A 17,475-nucleotide genomic window follows, 5' to 3' on the forward strand; every position below is an offset into this window, starting at 1 on the left:
GGCGAGCCAGATGCTCCACCCGCCGCATCGGCACCATCGTCCAAGCCGTCCACACCCTGCTGATCTGCAGCTATGCAGGATGAAAGAAGCTCAGTAACGTGCGACAGCCCCTTGTTTGGAGGGTCGTCCCGTACCCGGTGCGACGGAGGCAGCCACGCCGGGTACGGAGCATGTGAAGGCAGGACGCGATGCCTGCCGATCATCAGGACTGTGGGAAGCTAGCAGCGATGCCTCGCTGCTCAGCGGACCGACCATATTGCCAGGCGGTAGCCATACCCAGCGCGGTGGGAGCGTCCGCGATGCCAGCACCAGTACAGGCTGGGTCTGCTCCCGGAACCAGCTGGCAGGCTGTACGCAGCAGGTTGTAGAGCTGGCTAGTCCGGACGGGGGTGCGGCGCATCGCTTGGGTGCGTAGCTGATCGTGGTGGGCGAGCAGGAGGGCAGCGAGTCCGGTGGCATGGGCAGCGGCGATTGCGCTTCCGCCGGCGGTGGTATAGCCGCCGCCTGCAGCGGTGGTGATAGCCGCGACGCCTGGTGCGGCTAGGTCCACTCCGGGTCCTGCCGCAGTGAATGGAGCGGGACAGAGACCGGCCCACCGGGGCTGCAGGAAGGTGTGAGGGCGGTCTGCCGGGTGAGCAACGTGTGTGAGGGCGCCGACGGCAAGGACGTGGGGCAGAGCAGCGGGGTGGGTGAGGGGACCTGCAGTGTCACCAGCAGGGGCCACAATAGCGATGCCGGCTGCGTGTGCGTCGAGGAGCTTCCAGGCGGCCAGCTGGGAAGGAGCGGGGTAAGCGAGGTTGACCTGCGCGATATCAATGCGGTGAGTGATGCAGTAGTCGACGGCTTCCAGCAGGTCGCTGACATGCCCGCCGGGGAACAGCTTCAACGCGTGCACTTCGGCTTCAGCTGCAATGCCCGTGATCCCAATGCGGTTGTCCGCCGCTGCGATGATCCCAGCGCACCAGGTGCCGTGTCCCGTGGAATCCTCTCCACCGAGGCGTGTGAAGTCGTAGCCCGTGCGGACGGTGTCTTTGAGATCGGGATGGGTGATGTCTGCGCCGGAATCGAGTAGGGCAATCTTGATCCCGTGGCCTCGGTACGTGGGCGGAATCTGGTGCAGGCGCATCGCCTGCACCCCCCAGCTGGTCGCAGGCCGGTCAGGGAAGCCCTCGAAAGTGTCGGCCAGCGCTCTGAGCTCCACAGTAACCTCCTCACCGTCAATGGTCAGGCAGGGATTCTCCAGGTGCAGTGGCCAATAGCCGCTCGCCGGGCGGACGTAGAGGGCTTTCAGAGTGGCCGGGGTGTCCGCAGCCAGGGCAAGCTCCGCACGGCCGTCGCGGCTGGCGACGGCATGGGTGGTGGCGCCAGTTCCGATGGCCCATACATGTGCACCGGGCAGCATCTCGCCGTCGCTGCCCTTGACTAGCACTCCCAGCCGGCGCGGTTCTGACAGCGGGATGGCGAGCGCCGGATCCGCCCCAGTTGCAGTCATGCCCAGGGAGCCGAAGACCTGCGTGGGGGTATAGGATAGAGGTTGGTCGATCTCCACGATCACCTGCGGATTGGCCGCCAGCGCCCGGGCCCGTCCCTCGGACATCAGCACCACTACTACCGGAGGGCAGGCTGGACGCGCCTCGGCGAACGCCCCCAGCCCCCGCGAGCGGGACGGCCAGACGTGTGCCACTGGCTCAACCTCGGGGTCCTCTTCCAGCAGAGTGAGCAGTGCTGAAGCCTCGATCGGCGGCGCCTTGCTGCCCGGCAATCCCAGCGGCCGGGGGGCCACAAGATACCGGCCTCGCCTTGCCTGCCGGCCCCAAGGCTGGGCATCTGCTGGCGCCTCTGGCCGGAGCTGCCCACCCGGTCTGCCGGGCTGTACTCCATCCGGCCCCTCAAGCCCCATCATCCGGTCATTGCTGTCCGGCTTCATGTCGCCGCCCTGCTCACTCATCGCCCAACCGCCGCCTCAAAGAGTAAGTTCGTGACCCGCCACATACGCTGCACTGCAAACGTCTGTCGAACGTCAGCCTGACTGCCCCCGCCGGGCCGGGCGAGCCGCTCACCAGAGACGGCCCGCCCGGCTATGTCTCACATGCCCAGTACGGGCAGCTGCCCGTACTGGGGCTGAATCCCGGACATGCCCTGACCATGCGCAGGCCCGTGGAACTGACCGGCCTGGCTCTGTGGCAGCTGGATTCCAGGGAACGAGCCGAACAGCCCATGTGCCTGCGACTGCCCTGCCTGGCCACGACCGCTGGTCTGCATGAGCGCGGTGTGCATGATCGGGGCGATCCGACGGGCGCACTCAGTCAGAACCTGGCCGACCGCATGCGGGGGGATCTGTCCCTGCGCCTGGATTCCCATCAGAATCTGCGTGTCCTTACGCAGTTGCTCCACCACCGCGCTCATCACCACCGCCGAACAGCACAGCGACAGCTCTCTCACTAGAAGCGGCAGCTGCTGGCCCTGAGTCTCGAACGGCTGCTGCGGGGCCGACCGCCCTTGAGGCTGGTGGCCAAACGGCTGGCTCTGAGGTTGCATCCCCCAGAAGGACGGTGCGGACATCTGCTGACCGTAGTAGGCCTGTTGGGCCTGCGGTTGACTCTGCTGGGGGGTGTAAACGGACACGCGGAACTCCTCCTTGAGTTTCCAGGGAATGGAACGTCGGCACACCAGACAGCGGGGCTGCCGACACGCAGCAGCAAACCACTAACTAACCATGACCACATTTCGTGACATACCGCCAAGCGGTTGAGCCCCATCGTAAAGTTACTGAGAAGTCATATATGCGCCGTTGCCTACACGACCATCCAGCCAGGGCGCGGTCTCGGAGCACGCTGGCATCGTGAAAAATCGGTGCTCTCTCCCTTTGTCGCCGATGATGTGTCACTACCGCTGCCTCCGATGCTCACGGCGCCCGGGCCGCACTGGACCGCCTGCAGAAGTCGACTGCGCATAGGAAATCTGCGGCTGATCACTGCATCTCGCCCGCCTGCCCAGTGGCGGCACCGTCCGCTAACGGAACTGCCGCCCGGGCCGGAAGCAAGCTCGGCGGGAAAGTAATCGCAACGGCTCCAGCCGCCCACGAGCTGGTGATTTGAGTCAGAGATTCGTCGGCAGTAGGCGGTGAGTTTGTCGAGGATCTCGTCGGCTGTCTTCGTTCAGACGAACAGTCTGAGGTGTTCGTTCCAGTCGGTGAGCCAGGCCCGGATGTCGCGTTCGAGGGCCTGGACGGAGCGGTGGACGCCGCGCTTGAGCTTCTTCTGCGTGATTTCGGCGAGCCGCCGTTCGACCAGGTTCAGCCGGGACGCGCTGGTCGGCGTGAAGTGCGGGTGGAACCGTGGGGCCGACAGCCACCTTTTGCACTCCGCTACCGGTGGCGGCGGTGCAGAGAGCCGATGACCTTGCCGGTGGCGGCCTCGAGCGCGGAGAACAGGGTCGTGGTGCCGACCCGGACATAGTCGTGGCTGCGGTGTTCTGGAGCACCCGGCACCATCGGAAGAACCGGCTGGGACCGGTCCAGTACCCTGGATCTGCGACTTCTCGTCCACACAGAGAACGAGCGCCTTCTCCGGCGGGTCGAGGCAGAGGCCAGCGACGTCGCGGGCCCTGTCGATGAACAACGGATCCGTCGACAGCTTGAACGTCTGTGACCGGTGCGGGGTCAGGGCGAACGGCCGCCAGAAGCGTGACACCGCCGACTGCGACACCCCCGTCGCCTCGGCCAGCGACCTGGTCGACCAGTGGGTCGCGTTCTTCGGCGTCTCCTCGAGCGTCTTGACGATGACCCGCTCGACATCGGTGTCGGTGATCTCCCGCGGGACCCCGGGCCTCGGGTCGCCGGACAAGCCGTCCAGTCCGCGTTCGATGAAGCGACGCCGCCAGGTGCGGACCGTGTCCGGGGTGATCCGCAGCCGGCGGGACACCTCCATGATCGAGTGCCCCTCGGCGCACGACCGCTGAGCCAGAGCCTGAGCTGTCGTCCGGCGACGCACCCAGCCCTGCAACACAGCCCGTTGGGCTTCAGTGAGCTTCTTCGATGTGCCAACCGATCGGGTGACGGTCCGTGAAGCGCATCGAGCGCGGCCCCCGGGCTGTTGATCGAGATGTCTGACGTCTCAATCACGTTGCTCGGTGGCCTCGTTGGTCATCCATCCTGCCGCACTCAACCTGCCGCATGCACTCGTGGAGTGGGTCACCATGCTGATCGTCACCCGTGAGAGCGGTCGACGCCGCAAGCTCCGCCCGTCCCAACGCGCGATGGCGGCACTGGTGCACCTGCGCGAACACACCACTCTAGCGAAGACCGCCGCCGGGCTCGGCATCAGCGAGTCCACCGCCCACGCCTACACCAGCGCGGTCCTCAACCTGCCCGCCGCACGTGCACCGGTGTCCGCGTACTCGTCGGAGTGGCTCTGGCAAGAATTTCGTAGCCGGAGATCATCTCGGTGACATGGCCAGCCGGTCCGCGTAGCGGCGGCGGAGGTGGGCGATCAGAACGACGCGATGGCGGAGGAGCGGGACGCTGGCGCGTCCGGCCATCAGGCGTTTCTGCAGTTTGACGTCGGTGATGCGGCGTTCGTTGACGCCGGAGTTGTAAGGGGTGGTGATTCCTTGGGCGATGGCATGCCGGTCTTCGCGCAGAGCTCCGGCGAGGCCCACGAGTGGGGCCAGACCGCTGTTCGCGAGGTCGTTCAGCCAGCCTGAGAGAGGTTTCGCGTCGCGATTGTCGAGCATGGCGGCGAACCGGCGGACCAGGTCGTGGGTGACTCTGAGTTCAGGGCAGTGGCCGAGGAGTCGGGGCAGCCGGTCGTTGACGTGAAGGTTGCGACGGTGGGGGTGGGTGGTGATCCAGCGTGCGGCTTCGCGTGGCGAGGGCGGGCGTTCGCGTGGTTCGTCCAGGGGCAGGCCCCGTCTGAGGGGTGCGATGGCCGTCTTCACGCGCTGGTAGTGGCCGGGGTAGCCCTTGGTCTGAAGTTCTTCGTGCAAGATCTTTGCGCTGTGCTGTCCCTCGTCCCAGCGTTGCTGCAGGTAGTCGAGGTAGGGGTCCAGGGCGGAAGGCTTGCGGGGCGGGCGGCGCATCACCTCTTGCCAGGTCCGAGCCCGGGCGTATTTGCCGACCGTGCGGCGGTCCAGGCCGAGTTCGCGGGCCACGGAACTGCGGCTCCGGCCGGTGCTGGTCAGCGCCTGCACTGCTTCGAACAGCCTGCGGGCGTGACGCGCGGCCCTGGTGTCCTCCGCGGTGTTCCCGGCGGTCTCCTCGGCTGGTGCGGGATCGCTCTCGCTGGCCGCGGACAGTGCGGCCGGCAGGCAGCCGCAGTGTGCGGAGGCGATGTCCTGGACGCGGCGGGAGAGGCCCTGCCAGAGATGGAAACGGTCGCTGACCTGCACTGCACCGGGGGCTCCGCCCGCAATGCCCTGCCGGTAGGTGAGGGAGCCATCGCGGCAGGCGACCTCGACACCGGGATGCTCGCGGGGCCAGCGGCTGAGCTGTTCTGCGTCGCGTCCTTCCCAGAGCGTGAGCGGGAGGCGGGTGGTGGCGTCGACCAGGAGGGTGCCGTAGGTGTCGCCGTAGAGCGCGAAGTCGTCCACCCCCAGCACCCGGGGTGTCTCCAGCGGCGGGAGTGGCACCCGCATCAGCTGAACCAGGACGGTGCACCGCGAGAGCCTGATGCTCAAGGTCCGCAGTATCCGGGCACCGCCCCGGCCCGCCAGCACCACACCGACGTCCTCCACCAGGCGCTGCAACTGCGGTGTCCGCCGTTGATAGCGCACGGTCAGCCCCGCTATCTGTTCGGCGAAAGTCACCTTCGGGCACGTCGCGTTCTTGCAGTACAGACGTCGTACGGACAAGTCGATGCCCACAGGCCGCCTGCCGGCGAGAGTGACGTCGGCGAGGCGGCGTACATAGCGGCTGTGGCACCACTCGCTGAGCTGGCCGCATCCCGTACATCCTGCGGGAACACCGGACCTCATACGAGCACCTACAACCACAGCGGCATCAGAGACATCAACCGAGACAACCAGTACACCAGCCAACTGCGGCAACAGACTGCCCAGTTCAAGAGAGCACAGCCACAGGCCGCCCGCTACGTGGAGCTGCAGACCGTGTCACCGAGATGATCTCCGCCTACGGAATTCTTGCCAGAGCCACGTTCACGTGTACGCCGACAACCGGGCCTGCTCAAGACGCTGCGCGACCACGAACCCGACTTCGTCCTGCTCGACGGCACCCTCGCCGAATGCGACCGGGCCGACTACTCGCACAAGCACCGCCGCCACGGCGTGAACGTGCAGGCCGTTACCGATCCCGACGGGCGGCTGCTGTGGCTCTCGCCCGCCCTGCCGGGCCGCACCCACGACCTGACCGCCGCCCGCACCCACCGCATCATCCGGATCTGCAAGCGCCAGGGCGTTCCTACCGTGGCCGATCTCGCCTACCAGGGCGCCGACGCCACCGTCCGCACCCCCTGCTACCACCACCGCGAACAACCCGAGCACTACCAGCAGTTCAACCGCGAACACGCGCGGCTGAGAGCTCCTGGGGGAACGCGCCTTCGCACAGCTGAAGTCCTGGCGCATCCTCCGCCGAACCCGATGCTCCACCCGCCGCATCGGCACCATCGTCCAAGCCGTCCACACCCTGCTGACCTGCAGCTATTCAGGATGAAAACGGCACAGTCACCAACAAATGGCGGAATCTTCGGACCAGAGCGACTCATACCCAACCAACGACGAATCTCCGACTCAGGTCAATAGCGATCCCGCACTCCCCATGCGTCTGAAGGGCCCCTCGGCCGCCATCAGGCACAAGGCCACACAACACCCGCAGCTTTCCCCGTTACTGACTTGAGCTCGTCAGGGTGAGAGTGGGACTGTAAGAAAAACGGTGTAACTCCGATCATGGAAGAGTGCACCTGTGACCAGCGAGAACATAGCCAAGGCGTCCGGTTCGGGGCCTGTGCCGGCAGTGGTGGATGACCGGTTCATCGAGGAGCTTGTGTCCCGGGCTCAGGCCGATGGTCTGCGGCTGACCGGTGAGGGCGGTTTGCTGCAGCAGCTGACGAAGCGGTTGCTGGAGTCCGCTCTCGAGGGCGAGATGACCGGTCATCTCGGCTATGGCCGGCACGATCCTGCCGGGAAGAATGGGGGCAACCCGAGGAACGGCAAGCGGTCCAAGACCGTCGTCACGGATGTCGGCCCGGTCGGGATCGAGGTCCCGCGGGACCGTGACGTGCCTTCGAGCCGCAGATTGTCAAGAAGCGCCAGCGCCGGCTGACCGGTGTCGACGAAATGGTTCTGTCGCTGTCGGCGAAGGGCCTGACCCACGGCGGGATCTCCTCGCATCTGGCCGGGGTCTGTGGCGCCGACGTGTCGAAGCAGACCATCTCCACGATCACCGATTCAGTGATGGAGGGCATGGCCGAGTGGCAGGCCCGTCCTCTCGACCGCGTCTATCCGGTGGTCTTCATCGACTGTGTGAACGTGAAGATCCGTGACGGGCAGGCAGCCAACCGGCCCGTCTATATGGCCTTGGCGGTCACGGCCGAGGGCCATCGCGACATTCTCGGCCTGTGGGCCGGCGGCGAGGGTGCCAAGCACTGGCTGAGGGTGCTGACGGAGCTGAAGAACCGCGGCGTCGAGGACGTCCTGATGCTCGTCTGCGACGGGTTGAAGGGCCTGCCCGACGCGGTCGGCGAGGTGTGGCCCAAGACCGTCGTGCAGACCTGCGTCGTCCACCTGCTGCGGGCGTCGTTCCGTTATGCCGCCCGGCAGGACTGGGACAAGATCGCGAAAGCCTTGAAGCCGGTTTATACGGCTCCGGCCGAGGACGCCGCGACCAGCCGGTTCCTCGAGTTCTGCGAGGAGCGGGGACATAAGTATCCGGCGATCGTCCGGCTCTGGGAGAACGCCTGGGCGGAGTCCGTGCCGTTCTTGCAGTTCGACGCGGAGATCCGGCGGATCGTCTGCACCACCAACGCGATCGAGTCCGTCAACGCCCGCATCCGCCGGGCCGTGAAGGCCCGCGGCCACTTCCCCTCCGGGAACGCCGCCCTGAAGTGCGTGTATCTCGCGGTCATGTCCCTCGACCCGGCCGGCGCCGGCCGCAAACGCTGGACCACCCGCTGGAAGCGGGCCCTGCAGGCCTTTGACATCGCCTTCGACGGACGCCTCACCAACAACCGAATCTGACCTCATCAGCAACCAAACCGGTTACACCGTTTACTGGACAGACCCGTGAGAGTTGCTCGAGGAGGGTCAGGCCGGTCCCCGCTATGAAGCCGTCGAGTGTGTGGGGCCGGTATTGCAGGCGTTTGAGGCGGTTGCGGACGAGTGTTTCGAGCTGGCCGAGGGCCATGACGGCGAGGCTGGCGAGGCTGCGCTTGACGTGGGCCCATACCCACTCGACGGGGTTGAGATCAGGTGAGCAGGCAGGCAGCAGGAACACTGTCAGCCATTCACGCTCGGCGACGAGGTGGCGCATCCTGCGCGAAACGTGGGTGTTCAGGCGGTCCCAGACCAGCACGACCGGCGCCCTGACCAGCTGGTGGACGCCATCGATCAGCGCGATGAAGTCCTGCTCGCCCATGCTGCGACGTGTGCCCTTCCCCGCAGGGTGGCTCCGCAGACGGTGACACAGCCGGGTCCTCGAACCAGGCCGCATCGCGATCAGCCCGGCCACCGAGAGCCGTCCCGATCGCCGGCCACTGATGGTGACGACCGGAGTCACCCCGCGCCGGCCCCAAGTCCGTCCCCGGGGCGGCCTGCGGGTGAACCCGGCCTCGTCTTCGAAGCAGACGTAACCCCCACAGGCCGCCCCCGCCCTTTTGCCTCCGCCCAGATCGCCTCCTTCCACACGGTGACGGCCTGCTCATCGCGCTCAGCGACCCGCCGGGCGGGGACCTGCGCACTGAAGCCCAGCCGGTGCATCAACCGGGTCGCGCCCGGGACGCTGCAGGAGACATGGAACTTCCGGCCGATCAGCGTGGCCACCCCTGAGGCGGTTCACACCTGGTCCCCCACCCAGCCATGCGCAGCCGGCCCCTGCTCCAGATACACGGCCAGCTTCTCCAGAGACCGCTGGGACAGGCGGCACCGCGACCCACTCGGACCGCGGGAGACCAGAGCCTGGACACCACCGTCCCGCCACAACTGATGCCACCGATAAGCCGACTTCACGCTCACCCGCAGCCGCAGCGCAACCTCCGACGGCTTGATCTGCTTCTCGAACAGATCAGCCGCCTGCATCCGTACCGTCTCCCGGCGCCGGCGCCCCGCAGGCGTCAGCCCGCCCCCATCCGCATACCTCACACACAACGGATACACCCACCCGCCCCCACCATCGGCTTCGCGAAGATTCACCCCGACGAGCTCAAGTCAGTACCCGCCAAACTCCAAAGAATTGCGGCGTCCACAAGTGAGGGTGCGGTGCATATTGGGGTGCAGGCCGGTCAGACGCAAGTCCGTCCGCGCCGCACGGGCATCTTCGATCAGTCTCTCCAGCGCCTGCAAGCCAGTGCCGTCACAGAAGACAAGACCCGTGAGATCGAGAAGCAGCCGACGCGGTCGATGGGCCAGGGCTGCAACAGCGGCCCGCCTCACAAGCGGGACGGTGGCCAGGTCAAGCTCACCCGTGACTCGAAGCAGGACGGCACCGCCACAACGGGTGCTATGAACCTGCAGCAGCTCCTCTGCTCTCACAACCGCCTCCGTGGGCCCGAGGTGAGCCAGCAGTCCGCTTCGTTCCCTTGCAGTATCCAGGAGGCACCCATAAGCGTCCATTTTAGCCTGTGCCCTTTGTGGCGAGGCGGGCGTTGAGATCGTCAGGGTGCTGGGTCGGCATCATCCTCGATGAGCGCAGGTACGACCCCGACAAACACCACCTCCTAGCCTGGAGGCTGGAAGTGAGACCGCTTCGTCGCGCAGCAAGCGCCCAGCAGCGCCCCATCACCATCACGCACAAGGATCTGTCATCCGGGGACCCACCAACTTCATGGCTTACGCCGACCCTCGCAAATGCAGGACGGCTGGCACCAGCAGCTGTGGCCCCGCCTCCTCATCGAGGACATGCTCGAAGTGACCTGCCTGCCTCCTTCACCCATAGAATCTGCGCCACGGCGACGTGGTGATCACGGCCATCCACAAGTCCGTCCACCGCACCGCACTCGCTATGAAGCACGCGGCCCGAGACCAGGAACACCAACAGTCCTGGCTGCCTCTTACGCCGCACGCATTCGGGTCGTCCTTTACGGAGTGATGGCGCCGGCCAATTCCACCCCTCAGGGCTGTCCTTCAGATCATCGGATTGTTGGTCCGATGGTGAGGGACAGGGAGATTTCTGACGCCGTGCGGCTGGAATCGCACCGTTGCGGCTGCCTGCGGGCCGAGCTCGCGGCCTGCGGCGCTATCACAGCCAAGTGATCAAGGGCATCGTGTTCACGTTCCATACCGGTCTGCCCTGCCTGAGCAGTTCAGTCCGTGGCAGACCGCCCACGGACGGTTCCCCTCTGAGGCGGCGACAGCACCTTCGACTGGCTGCTGAACCCGGCCCGGACGCGCGCGGGGGCGGACCGGCTGGTCGCGATCGATTCCACAAGCGCGCCAGCCCACCAGCACACCGCGGCCAAAGGGGGCTCGCGGAATGCGGACTCGGCCGCTCCTGCGGGAACCGACCAGCAAGATCGCCTCGCCTGCGACGGCCAAGTCCGGCCGTTAAGCTTCTGGTCACCATCGGCAGCCGCAACAACTGCACCCCCGACCGAAGCCGTCATCAGCAGCATCCATGTCCTGTGGCCGGGCCAGGACCGATCACGTGGTCACAGACAAGGGATACCCGGGCCCGCACATTCTGGGCCCGCCTCCGCTGGCGAGGGATCGAAGCCCCCTGGTCCGTGAACGCGCCGACCAGCTCGCGGGACGCAAACGCCGCTGTGAACGGCCTTGCGTCGACAAGGCTGCCCCCGGGGCGGCCACATCCTCGGACGCGGCTCCCGTCACCTCAAGCAGCGGCGCGGCATCGCCACCTGCTACAACAAGCACCCCGACCGCCATCACCCTCGCCAGCACCCTCATCTGGCTCACCCTATGATCGGCAAGACGCTACCCAGACCGCTCCGAAGTGCCTAATGAAGTAGAAAGTACTCAGGGCCGCGGAAGCCGGGAACGTGGAGAGTGATGACCGAAGGAGCTCCCATCAGCGCCGAGGCGAACTCCTCACTACGTTCGGTGTCCTCTTCCGTGAAGCAACGTATCGACGCTTCCAGCATTGCACCGACCCAAGACTCTCCGACCCGACACCTGACCTAGCGGGCCGGAGAGGCCCGCCCATGCAGACAGCAAAGCGGCGGGCGATGGGGGCAGGGCCTCTTCCAGCGCCGTAGGAGACCCTGCCCCTCCCCCGGCCCAAACGGCCTCTTGCGCAAACAACCGGCCGGCGCGGGTAAATAGGCTGGCAGTATCTTGGCTGCGTCGCCCCGCACCGTAAGGACCATCCCCCACTCGGCATGGGGCTTGCACGGTGGAGGACCACCCTCGGAGCGAGCCCATCTAGCTTGATCTTTAACCATTGAGTCCGAACGAGCCCTCGTACTTGATCACTCGGACTGGTAACTGCCATACGCGCAGGCGGCCTTCGGCTGAGCATGTGATCCGACCAAGGAACACACAAGCTCAGCACGAAGGCCGTGGGGATGAGTCTGTCGCATCATGCTGTCCGGCAGGATCCGTTTGCGGGACTGTCAGGCTTCCGGGGTGAGTTCCACTCCTGTCTGGCCAGGCGTGCGGACGCACTGTTCGAGCTCGCGGACGCGGTGTTGTGCGCCGGCGGTCCGGTCCGGTCGCTGGTGGAACTGTCGCTGGTGGGCGAACACCGTCGCGGGCACGGCGGGCTCTACGACGCTCTGGCCGCGGGCCGGGCCGATGTCGCCCGGCTTCGGCGAGCCCTGGCGACGGTGTCGCTGCCGCGGGCGGCGGACGGCCGGCTGGCCCTGGCCGCCGACATCACCTGCTGGCTGCGGCCCAGTGCCCACACCTCACCGCAGCGGATCCTGTGCCACACCTACGGACGCGGCAAGGACCAGCACATTCCCGTTCCCGGCTGGCCCTACTCGATGATCCGCGCGCTGGAGACCGGCCGCAGTTCCTGGACCGCGCCGCTGGACGCCCTGCGCCTGGCACCGGGCGACGACGCCGCCACGGTCACCGCCCGGCAGATGCGCGAGCTGGTCGGGCGGCTGATCGAGGCCGGGCAGTGGAAGGACGGTGACCCGCAGATCCTGATCGTGGTGGACGCGGGATACGACGTGCCCCGCCTGGCCTTCCTGCTGAAGGATCTGCCGGTGCAGGTGCTGGGCCGGATGCGCTCGGACCGCGTCCTGCGCCGAGCAGTGCCGCCCCGTGAGCCCGGCGTCCGAGGCCGTCCGCCTCGCCATGGCGGCGAGTTCGTCTTCGGTGACCCGGCCACCTGGAACACCCCGGACGCGCAGACGGTGACCGCAACCCGTCTCCACGGCACCGCCACCGCCCGGGCCTGGGACCGGCTCCACCCGAGACTGACACACCGCTCGGCCTGGACCGCCCAGCTGGGCGCCCTGCCGGTGATCGAGGGGACCGTGATCCGCCTGCAGGCCGAGCACCTGCCCAGCGGCGCGACACCGAAGCCGGTATGGCTGTGGTGGCCGGGCACCGACGCCACCCCCGCCGGCATCGACCTGCTCTGGCAGGCATTCCTGCGGCGCTTCGACATCGAGCACACCTTCCGCCTGTTCAAGCAGACCCTGGGCTGGACCTGCCCGAAGATCCGTACCCCCGAAGCCGCCGACCGCTGGACCTGGCTGATCATCGCAGCGTTCACCCAGCTACGGCTCGCCCGCCCGCTGGCAGCAGACCTCCGGCGGCCGTGGGAGACACCCAGCCCGCCCGACGGACTCACCCCCGCACGAGTCCGTCGCGACTTCCGGCACATCCGCCCCAAGGCCGCCTGTCCAGCCCGGGCACCGAAATCCTCGCACCCCGGCCCAGGACGACCCCCGGGACGCAAGAACACCCGGCCGACCCCACGCCACGACATCCACACAGTCCGCAAAACAGACGCTGCGAAACCGAAGGCTAAGAAGTCCACAACTCCTCGCCCACGTCGCACAGGCTAAAGATCAAGCTAGTTGTCCTGCCCGCCGTGGGCGTGATCATTCTGGGTCGACGCCTCGACGCCTCGACGCCTCGAGTGACTCCCCTGGAGTACTGATCCCTCTGGTCCGACGACGGCACAGTGCGGCAGAGTGAATGGAACGGCGATCCTCCCGAGGGGTTTCAAGATATGCCAATACCATTGTTGACCTCTTCCGATCGGTCTGATGCATCTCAAAGGGCCGTAGCACTTCGGCGTGAAAGAGCGCGGCTGCTCAACGACCTCAGCCAGAGCCGAATCAGCCTGGCGGAGATGTTAGAGCGCAAGGATGACGTGGTTGGCCGGATCCGAGCGCGACGTCTACTGGAGGCGCTACCGGGCATTGGTCCAGCTCGATCTCTACAGCTGATACGCCAGGCGGGCATTGCCGAGAGCCGACGGGTAGCAGGCATCGGGCCTCGCCAGAAGGAGCGACTTCTCGCCCTTCTCGCCTCTCCTTAAATACTGTTCTGAAATGCTGCGCGGCACGACATCTGCCACGGCGCTGACAGCCTTAGTGGATCAGCCGAGCATTTCCCATCCGAGGATGGTAACCCGCCTTGCGATGCAACACACCCCACGCTGTCCGGTGCCCCAACTCATGAGGTAGCCGAAGAACTCGCGGGTGGAATTTCTCGGGAGCCAGGCCGCTTGCGAGCTCACCGGCAGCCGGCAGTGGAACTACCTCCAAGAGTCGCCCATCAACCCCCAGAAGCACCGAGTCGGATTATCCCGGATCCATAAGAATAGCCCCTGGGTTGGAATTCGAACTCGGCATTTCCAGTTTTGTCGCACTACTGAAGTTGCGAAGAGCCGAGAAAGGGATGAAGATTTGCCGAACATATCACCTCGCCGAGGTTTTCTGAGGGTAGCAGTTGGGGCTCTTGGATCGGTAGTGGTCGCAGCTGCCACTCCACCGACAGCAAGCCATGCCGCAACACCCAATGAAATGCTGGTGACCCGGCCAAATCATCCGGCCGCCCTCTACGCACGGGGGGCCACCAAGCAAGGCAGCGAACCACTTAACGCCACAGTGGACTGCGCCCTGACCGAATCGGTGCGTTGATGCCCATATTTGTTCCCCGAGCCCAGTGGGCTGCCCGAGCACCGCTATTCGTCAACCGCAGCATCACCCCGGGTAATGGAGGAGTAACAATCCATCACACGGGTGGAACTAAGGTTGCACGAACCAATCACGCCGACTGCGATAACTCAGTTCGGACCATCCAGAACCATCATATGGATGTCAACGGATGGGCCGACATAGCCTACAGCCATCTCGTTTGTTCACACGGCTATATCTTCCAAGGGCGAGGAGAAGGCATCCGCACTGCCGCCAACGGAAGTTCTTCCGGAAACCAGAACTGGTACGCGGTCTGCGGCTTGGTCGGCGGAACTGCAACAAACTACGACACCATCACGCCAAGCCTCCTCAGTGCATTCCAGTCCGCAATCAATCGGCTGAGAGTCTTGGGAGGAGCCGCCGACGCAATCAACGTCCACAACGATCATGTCGCAACTCAATGCCCAGGCAAGCTCGAAGCATACGTTAACTGGGGCTACATGGAGCCCAATCCGGAGTCTTAGAACTCCTAACGGAAATACTCTTCTGGGTCGGCTGCCTGGCGGGGGTGCTGTTGGGCAGCATGGGGTAATAGACTGCGAAACGGCCGCTGCCTCGCGAGGTGAAGGTCATCGATTAGGCCTCGCTGTTCAGGCTAGAGGAACGGGCGGGTGACCTCGGCCTGAGCCAGCGGTTGGACCCGGCCTGGGTGCGAGCCAACGCGGCGCCCACTAGCTGTGGCCGGCCCTGTGACCCAGCCTGTCCCACCGCCCGGACGTTCCACGTCGCGTGCGGTGGGAACTACTGACCGCCCTGGGTACGGGAGACCGTGTGCTGAGCCTGCTGGATGTGATTCCCGACGACTTCACCCTGCTGTCGGCGGTGAGCTCACGCAAAGTGGGGATGCGGATCAGGCGGCTCTTCGACCGCGCTCGTTCGGTCCGCGAATGGCTACTGCGAAAAGGTGAGGGCCTGGGTCGGCGATGACAGGCGTCGCCAGCAGCTGAGCACGCATCCCAGGGTGAGCAAGGCTTCGTGGGTGTCGTCGCGGATCTCCCAGCGGATCTGCGGGAGCGGAACCAATGCAGGTAGGTTGCCTACCTGACCGGACTCACGATGCGGCGGATCGCCGACCTCTATCCCGGTGAGGCGAAAACCGATGCCCGTGACGCGTTCATCATCGCGGATGCTGCCAGAGCGATGCCCCACACCCTGCGGACGATCGATCCCGCGGACAAGACGGTTGCCGAGCTCGCGATGATCGCCGGGTTCGACGACGACCTGGCAGGCGAGCCCACCCGGATCGCCAACCGGCTCCGCGGCCTCCTCACCCAGATCCGCCCTTCCCTGGAACGTGTCCTGCCCGCGGATCCAGCACCCGGCCGTGCTCAAACTGCTGGACCAGTTCGGCTCCCCGGCTCAGATCCGCAAAGCCGGACGCCGTCGCCTGGTGACCCTGATACGTCCCAAGGCGCCGCGGATGGCAGAGCGGCTGGTCGAAGACATCTTCGCCGCACTTGACGAACAGACCGTGGTGGTTCCCGGAACCGATGCTGCGGCGCTGATCGTTCCCAGCCTCGCCAGCTCGCTCCAGTCCGTGCTCGACCCGCGCAAACTCCTCGCCGCACGGATCGAGGAACTCCTGGAGGCCCACCCTCTTTCCCAGGTCCTGATCTCGATGCCCGGCATCGGGATCAGGACCGCGGCCCGCATCCTCATCGACGTCGGAGACGGCAGCGGCTTCGCCACCTCCGGCCATCTCGCCGCCTACGCCGGCCTCGCACCCGTAACCCGCAGTTCCGGCTCCTCCATCCGCGGCGAACACCCTTCCCGGCGCGGCAACAAACAGCTCAAGAGAGCCTTCTACCTCGCCGCGTTCGCCTCGCTCTCCCAGCCCGAGTCACGCGCCTACTACGACCGCAAACGCCGCGAGGGCAAACACCACATCGCCGCCCTCATCGCACTCGCCCGACGCCGCATCGACGTCTTGTTCGCCATGCTCCGCGACGGCACCTTCTACCAGCCACCCACACCGGCTACGACTTGACGAAAGCCATAGAGGCACCTTTTCGCCCCGTGGCAGCGGCGTGCTGGTGGGCGCGGATGATGGTGGAGTCGATCTGGACCAGCCAGTCGATGTCACCAGCCGCATCAGCCTGGGCATGGATCTGCTGCAGACCCGGGTGAACACTCCGTCGACGGCATACCGGCAGGTCACACCAGGAAACCCCGGTCCGGATCTTGCAGACGCTCCCGTTAATGACCCTGCGGTCCTCCGCGTGAGGCCGGCCTCTGACTGCACTCGGTATCAGCGGAGCCAGCAACTCCCACTCGACATCGGACAGTTCAGTACAACCAATCACGAGATCATGATCCATCATCGAACGACCGTTTGAAGACGGACCCTAGCTCTGCAGTTCTTTGCGGCTCAGCATGCTCACGCGAGCTGTCACTGGTATCACTCCGTTGCCGCTGAATCCTGCAGATCAAATCGGTGATGTGGACTAGATTCAGTTCATGACTGTTTCGATCAGGCTCATTGGCGAGAACAAGCCCACTACATGGCAAGATCGTAGTGCGACTGGCAGGAGCCGCAAGTACGTCTACGAACTCCGTGAGAATGGAGCACTGCTTGTGCAAAGTCGATCCCAAACCTCTGACCAGGGCGGACACGTCCACGAGCAGCACCAAGTTGAAGTGGTGTACGGGCCAGCCGCGTGGGCTGAGGTACGAGGAGATCACTGAGCTTCTTTCATCCTGCATAGCTGCAGGTCAGCAGGGTGTGGACGGCTTGGACGATGGTGCCGATGCGGCGGGTGGAGCATCGGGCTCGCCGTAGTAGCCGCCAGGGCTTCAACTGGGCGAAGGTGCGTTCGCCCGGAGCTCTCAGCCGGGCGTGTTCACGGTTGAACTGCTGGTAGTGCTCGGGTTGTTCGCGGTGACGGTAGTACGGGGTGCGGACGGTGGCGCCGGCGCCCTGGCAGGCGCGGTCGGCGAGGACGGGGATCTGCCGGGTGAGGCAGGCCTGGACGGTGCCGTGGGCGCGGGCCGCGGTCGGGTCGTGGGTGCGGCCGGGTGCCGCGCGGGAGAACCAGAGCGGCGTGCCGGTCCGGGCGGTGACCTGCACGTTCATGCCGTGCTTGCGGTGCTTTTGTGAGCAGTACGGCTCGTCGGCGGCGATGCGGCCGGTGGGAATCAGGGTGCCGTCAACGATGACGTGGTCGCCCTCACCGGGGCCGGTGAGGGCCTC

At 65.8% G+C, this 17,475-nt stretch carries 13 protein-coding genes and 6 pseudogenes; 9 read left to right on the forward strand and 10 right to left on the reverse strand.

What is annotated here, in order from left to right; translation table 11 throughout:
- A pseudogene (locus tag ACFQ79_RS36515) lies at nucleotides 1-83 on the forward strand (IS5/IS1182 family transposase); the annotation flags it as partial.
- Nucleotides 84-202: 119 nt separating this feature from the next.
- Here the strand turns inward: ACFQ79_RS36515 and ACFQ79_RS36520 are convergent.
- From ACFQ79_RS36520 to ACFQ79_RS36530, 3 genes and pseudogenes are all read right to left on the reverse strand, one after another.
- Nucleotides 203-1,948: a S8 family serine peptidase gene (locus ACFQ79_RS36520; protein ID WP_383591585.1), complete on the reverse strand. Its 1,746-nt coding sequence runs from the start codon at nucleotides 1,946-1,948 to the stop codon at nucleotides 203-205.
- Between the two features lie 137 nt (nucleotides 1,949-2,085).
- Nucleotides 2,086-2,625 carry a hypothetical protein gene (locus ACFQ79_RS36525; protein ID WP_383591588.1) on the reverse strand — a complete coding sequence of 180 codons (540 nt, stop codon included), beginning with the start codon at nucleotides 2,623-2,625 and terminating at the stop codon, nucleotides 2,086-2,088.
- A 536-nt stretch (nucleotides 2,626-3,161) separates the two neighbouring features.
- Nucleotides 3,162-4,007, reverse strand: a pseudogene (locus tag ACFQ79_RS36530) (IS630 family transposase); the annotation flags it as partial.
- A 133-nt stretch (nucleotides 4,008-4,140) separates the two neighbouring features.
- Here ACFQ79_RS36530 and ACFQ79_RS36535 point away from each other — a divergent pair.
- Nucleotides 4,141-4,386, forward strand: a pseudogene (locus ACFQ79_RS36535) (transposase family protein); the annotation flags it as partial.
- 51 nt (nucleotides 4,387-4,437) lie between these two features.
- Here the strand turns inward: ACFQ79_RS36535 and ACFQ79_RS36540 are convergent.
- Nucleotides 4,438-6,045: an ISL3 family transposase gene (locus ACFQ79_RS36540; RefSeq protein ID WP_383591591.1), complete on the reverse strand. Its 1,608-nt coding sequence runs from the start codon at nucleotides 6,043-6,045 to the stop codon at nucleotides 4,438-4,440.
- Nucleotides 6,046-6,165: 120 nt separating this feature from the next.
- Between ACFQ79_RS36540 and ACFQ79_RS36545 the strand changes: the two are divergent.
- Together ACFQ79_RS36545 and ACFQ79_RS36550 are read left to right on the forward strand one after the other, a co-directional pair.
- Nucleotides 6,166-6,667: pseudogene (locus ACFQ79_RS36545) on the forward strand (transposase family protein); the annotation flags it as partial.
- Nucleotides 6,668-6,958: 291 nt separating this feature from the next.
- A pseudogene (locus tag ACFQ79_RS36550) lies at nucleotides 6,959-8,190 on the forward strand (IS256 family transposase).
- On the opposite strand, the gene ACFQ79_RS36555 reads toward ACFQ79_RS36550, so the two are convergent.
- From ACFQ79_RS36555 to ACFQ79_RS36570, 4 genes are read right to left on the reverse strand one after another with little or no spacing between them, the layout of a single operon-like run.
- Complete coding sequence (locus ACFQ79_RS36555) at nucleotides 8,171-8,839, reverse strand: transposase (protein ID WP_383591617.1); 669 nt, start codon at nucleotides 8,837-8,839, stop codon at nucleotides 8,171-8,173. The pseudogene ACFQ79_RS36550 and the gene ACFQ79_RS36555 overlap by 20 nt on opposite strands.
- A complete protein-coding gene (locus tag ACFQ79_RS36560; protein ID WP_383591594.1) occupies nucleotides 8,725-8,991 on the reverse strand; it encodes a winged helix-turn-helix domain-containing protein in 267 nt (88 codons plus the stop codon). The genes ACFQ79_RS36555 and ACFQ79_RS36560 overlap by 115 nt, the downstream gene beginning before the upstream one ends.
- Nucleotides 8,992-9,003: 12 nt before the next feature.
- A complete protein-coding gene (locus tag ACFQ79_RS36565) occupies nucleotides 9,004-9,360 on the reverse strand; it encodes a helix-turn-helix domain-containing protein (protein WP_383591597.1) in 357 nt (118 codons plus the stop codon).
- Nucleotides 9,361-9,375: 15 nt separating this feature from the next.
- A complete protein-coding gene (locus ACFQ79_RS36570; RefSeq protein WP_383591600.1) occupies nucleotides 9,376-9,780 on the reverse strand; it encodes an STAS domain-containing protein in 405 nt (134 codons plus the stop codon).
- Between the two features lie 1,907 nt (nucleotides 9,781-11,687).
- Here ACFQ79_RS36570 and ACFQ79_RS36575 point away from each other — a divergent pair.
- The 5 genes and pseudogenes from ACFQ79_RS36575 to ACFQ79_RS36595 all read left to right on the forward strand — a co-directional run.
- Nucleotides 11,688-13,145, forward strand: coding sequence for an NF041680 family putative transposase (locus tag ACFQ79_RS36575; protein ID WP_383591603.1), 1,458 nt, complete (start codon nucleotides 11,688-11,690; stop codon nucleotides 13,143-13,145).
- A 167-nt stretch (nucleotides 13,146-13,312) separates the two neighbouring features.
- Nucleotides 13,313-13,624: an integration host factor, actinobacterial type gene (gene mihF, locus ACFQ79_RS36580; RefSeq protein WP_383591620.1), complete on the forward strand. Its 312-nt coding sequence runs from the start codon at nucleotides 13,313-13,315 to the stop codon at nucleotides 13,622-13,624.
- Nucleotides 13,625-14,401: 777 nt separating this feature from the next.
- The gene (locus ACFQ79_RS36585) at nucleotides 14,402-14,749 is read left to right on the forward strand and encodes a hypothetical protein (protein ID WP_383591606.1); all 348 of its coding nucleotides are present in this window, start codon (nucleotides 14,402-14,404) and stop codon (nucleotides 14,747-14,749) included.
- A 307-nt stretch (nucleotides 14,750-15,056) separates the two neighbouring features.
- Nucleotides 15,057-15,212, forward strand: coding sequence for a hypothetical protein (locus ACFQ79_RS36590; RefSeq protein ID WP_383591609.1), 156 nt, complete (start codon nucleotides 15,057-15,059; stop codon nucleotides 15,210-15,212).
- A gap of 105 nt (nucleotides 15,213-15,317) precedes the next feature.
- Nucleotides 15,318-16,272: pseudogene (locus ACFQ79_RS36595) on the forward strand (IS110 family transposase); the annotation flags it as partial.
- On the opposite strand, the gene ACFQ79_RS36600 reads toward ACFQ79_RS36595, so the two are convergent.
- Nucleotides 16,262-16,606 (reverse strand): transposase, encoded by a 345-nt coding sequence (locus tag ACFQ79_RS36600; RefSeq protein ID WP_383591612.1) that lies wholly within the window; start codon nucleotides 16,604-16,606, stop codon nucleotides 16,262-16,264. The pseudogene ACFQ79_RS36595 and the gene ACFQ79_RS36600 sit on opposite strands and share 11 nt — an antisense overlap.
- Before the next feature lie 371 nt (nucleotides 16,607-16,977).
- Nucleotides 16,978-17,475: transposase family protein (locus ACFQ79_RS36605; protein WP_383591614.1), on the reverse strand; the 498-nt coding region annotated here is incomplete at its 5' end.

Source organism: Streptomyces sp. NPDC056480 (assembly GCF_042795405.1).
GTDB lineage: Bacteria > Actinomycetota > Actinomycetes > Streptomycetales > Streptomycetaceae > Streptomyces.

Coding starts and splice junctions, on each gene's coding strand:
- ACFQ79_RS36520 (WP_383591585.1), bottom strand. CDS start 1,948: ATGAGTGAGCAGGGCGGCGACATGAAGCCGGACAGCAATGACCGGATG.
- ACFQ79_RS36570 (WP_383591600.1), bottom strand. CDS start 9,780: ATGGACGCTTATGGGTGCCTCCTGGATACTGCAAGGGAACGAAGCGGA.
- ACFQ79_RS36575 (WP_383591603.1), top strand. CDS start 11,688: ATGAGTCTGTCGCATCATGCTGTCCGGCAGGATCCGTTTGCGGGACTG.
- mihF (WP_383591620.1), top strand. CDS start 13,313: ATGCCAATACCATTGTTGACCTCTTCCGATCGGTCTGATGCATCTCAA.
- ACFQ79_RS36585 (WP_383591606.1), top strand. CDS start 14,402: ATGGATGTCAACGGATGGGCCGACATAGCCTACAGCCATCTCGTTTGT.
- ACFQ79_RS36600 (WP_383591612.1), bottom strand. CDS start 16,606: ATGATGGATCATGATCTCGTGATTGGTTGTACTGAACTGTCCGATGTC.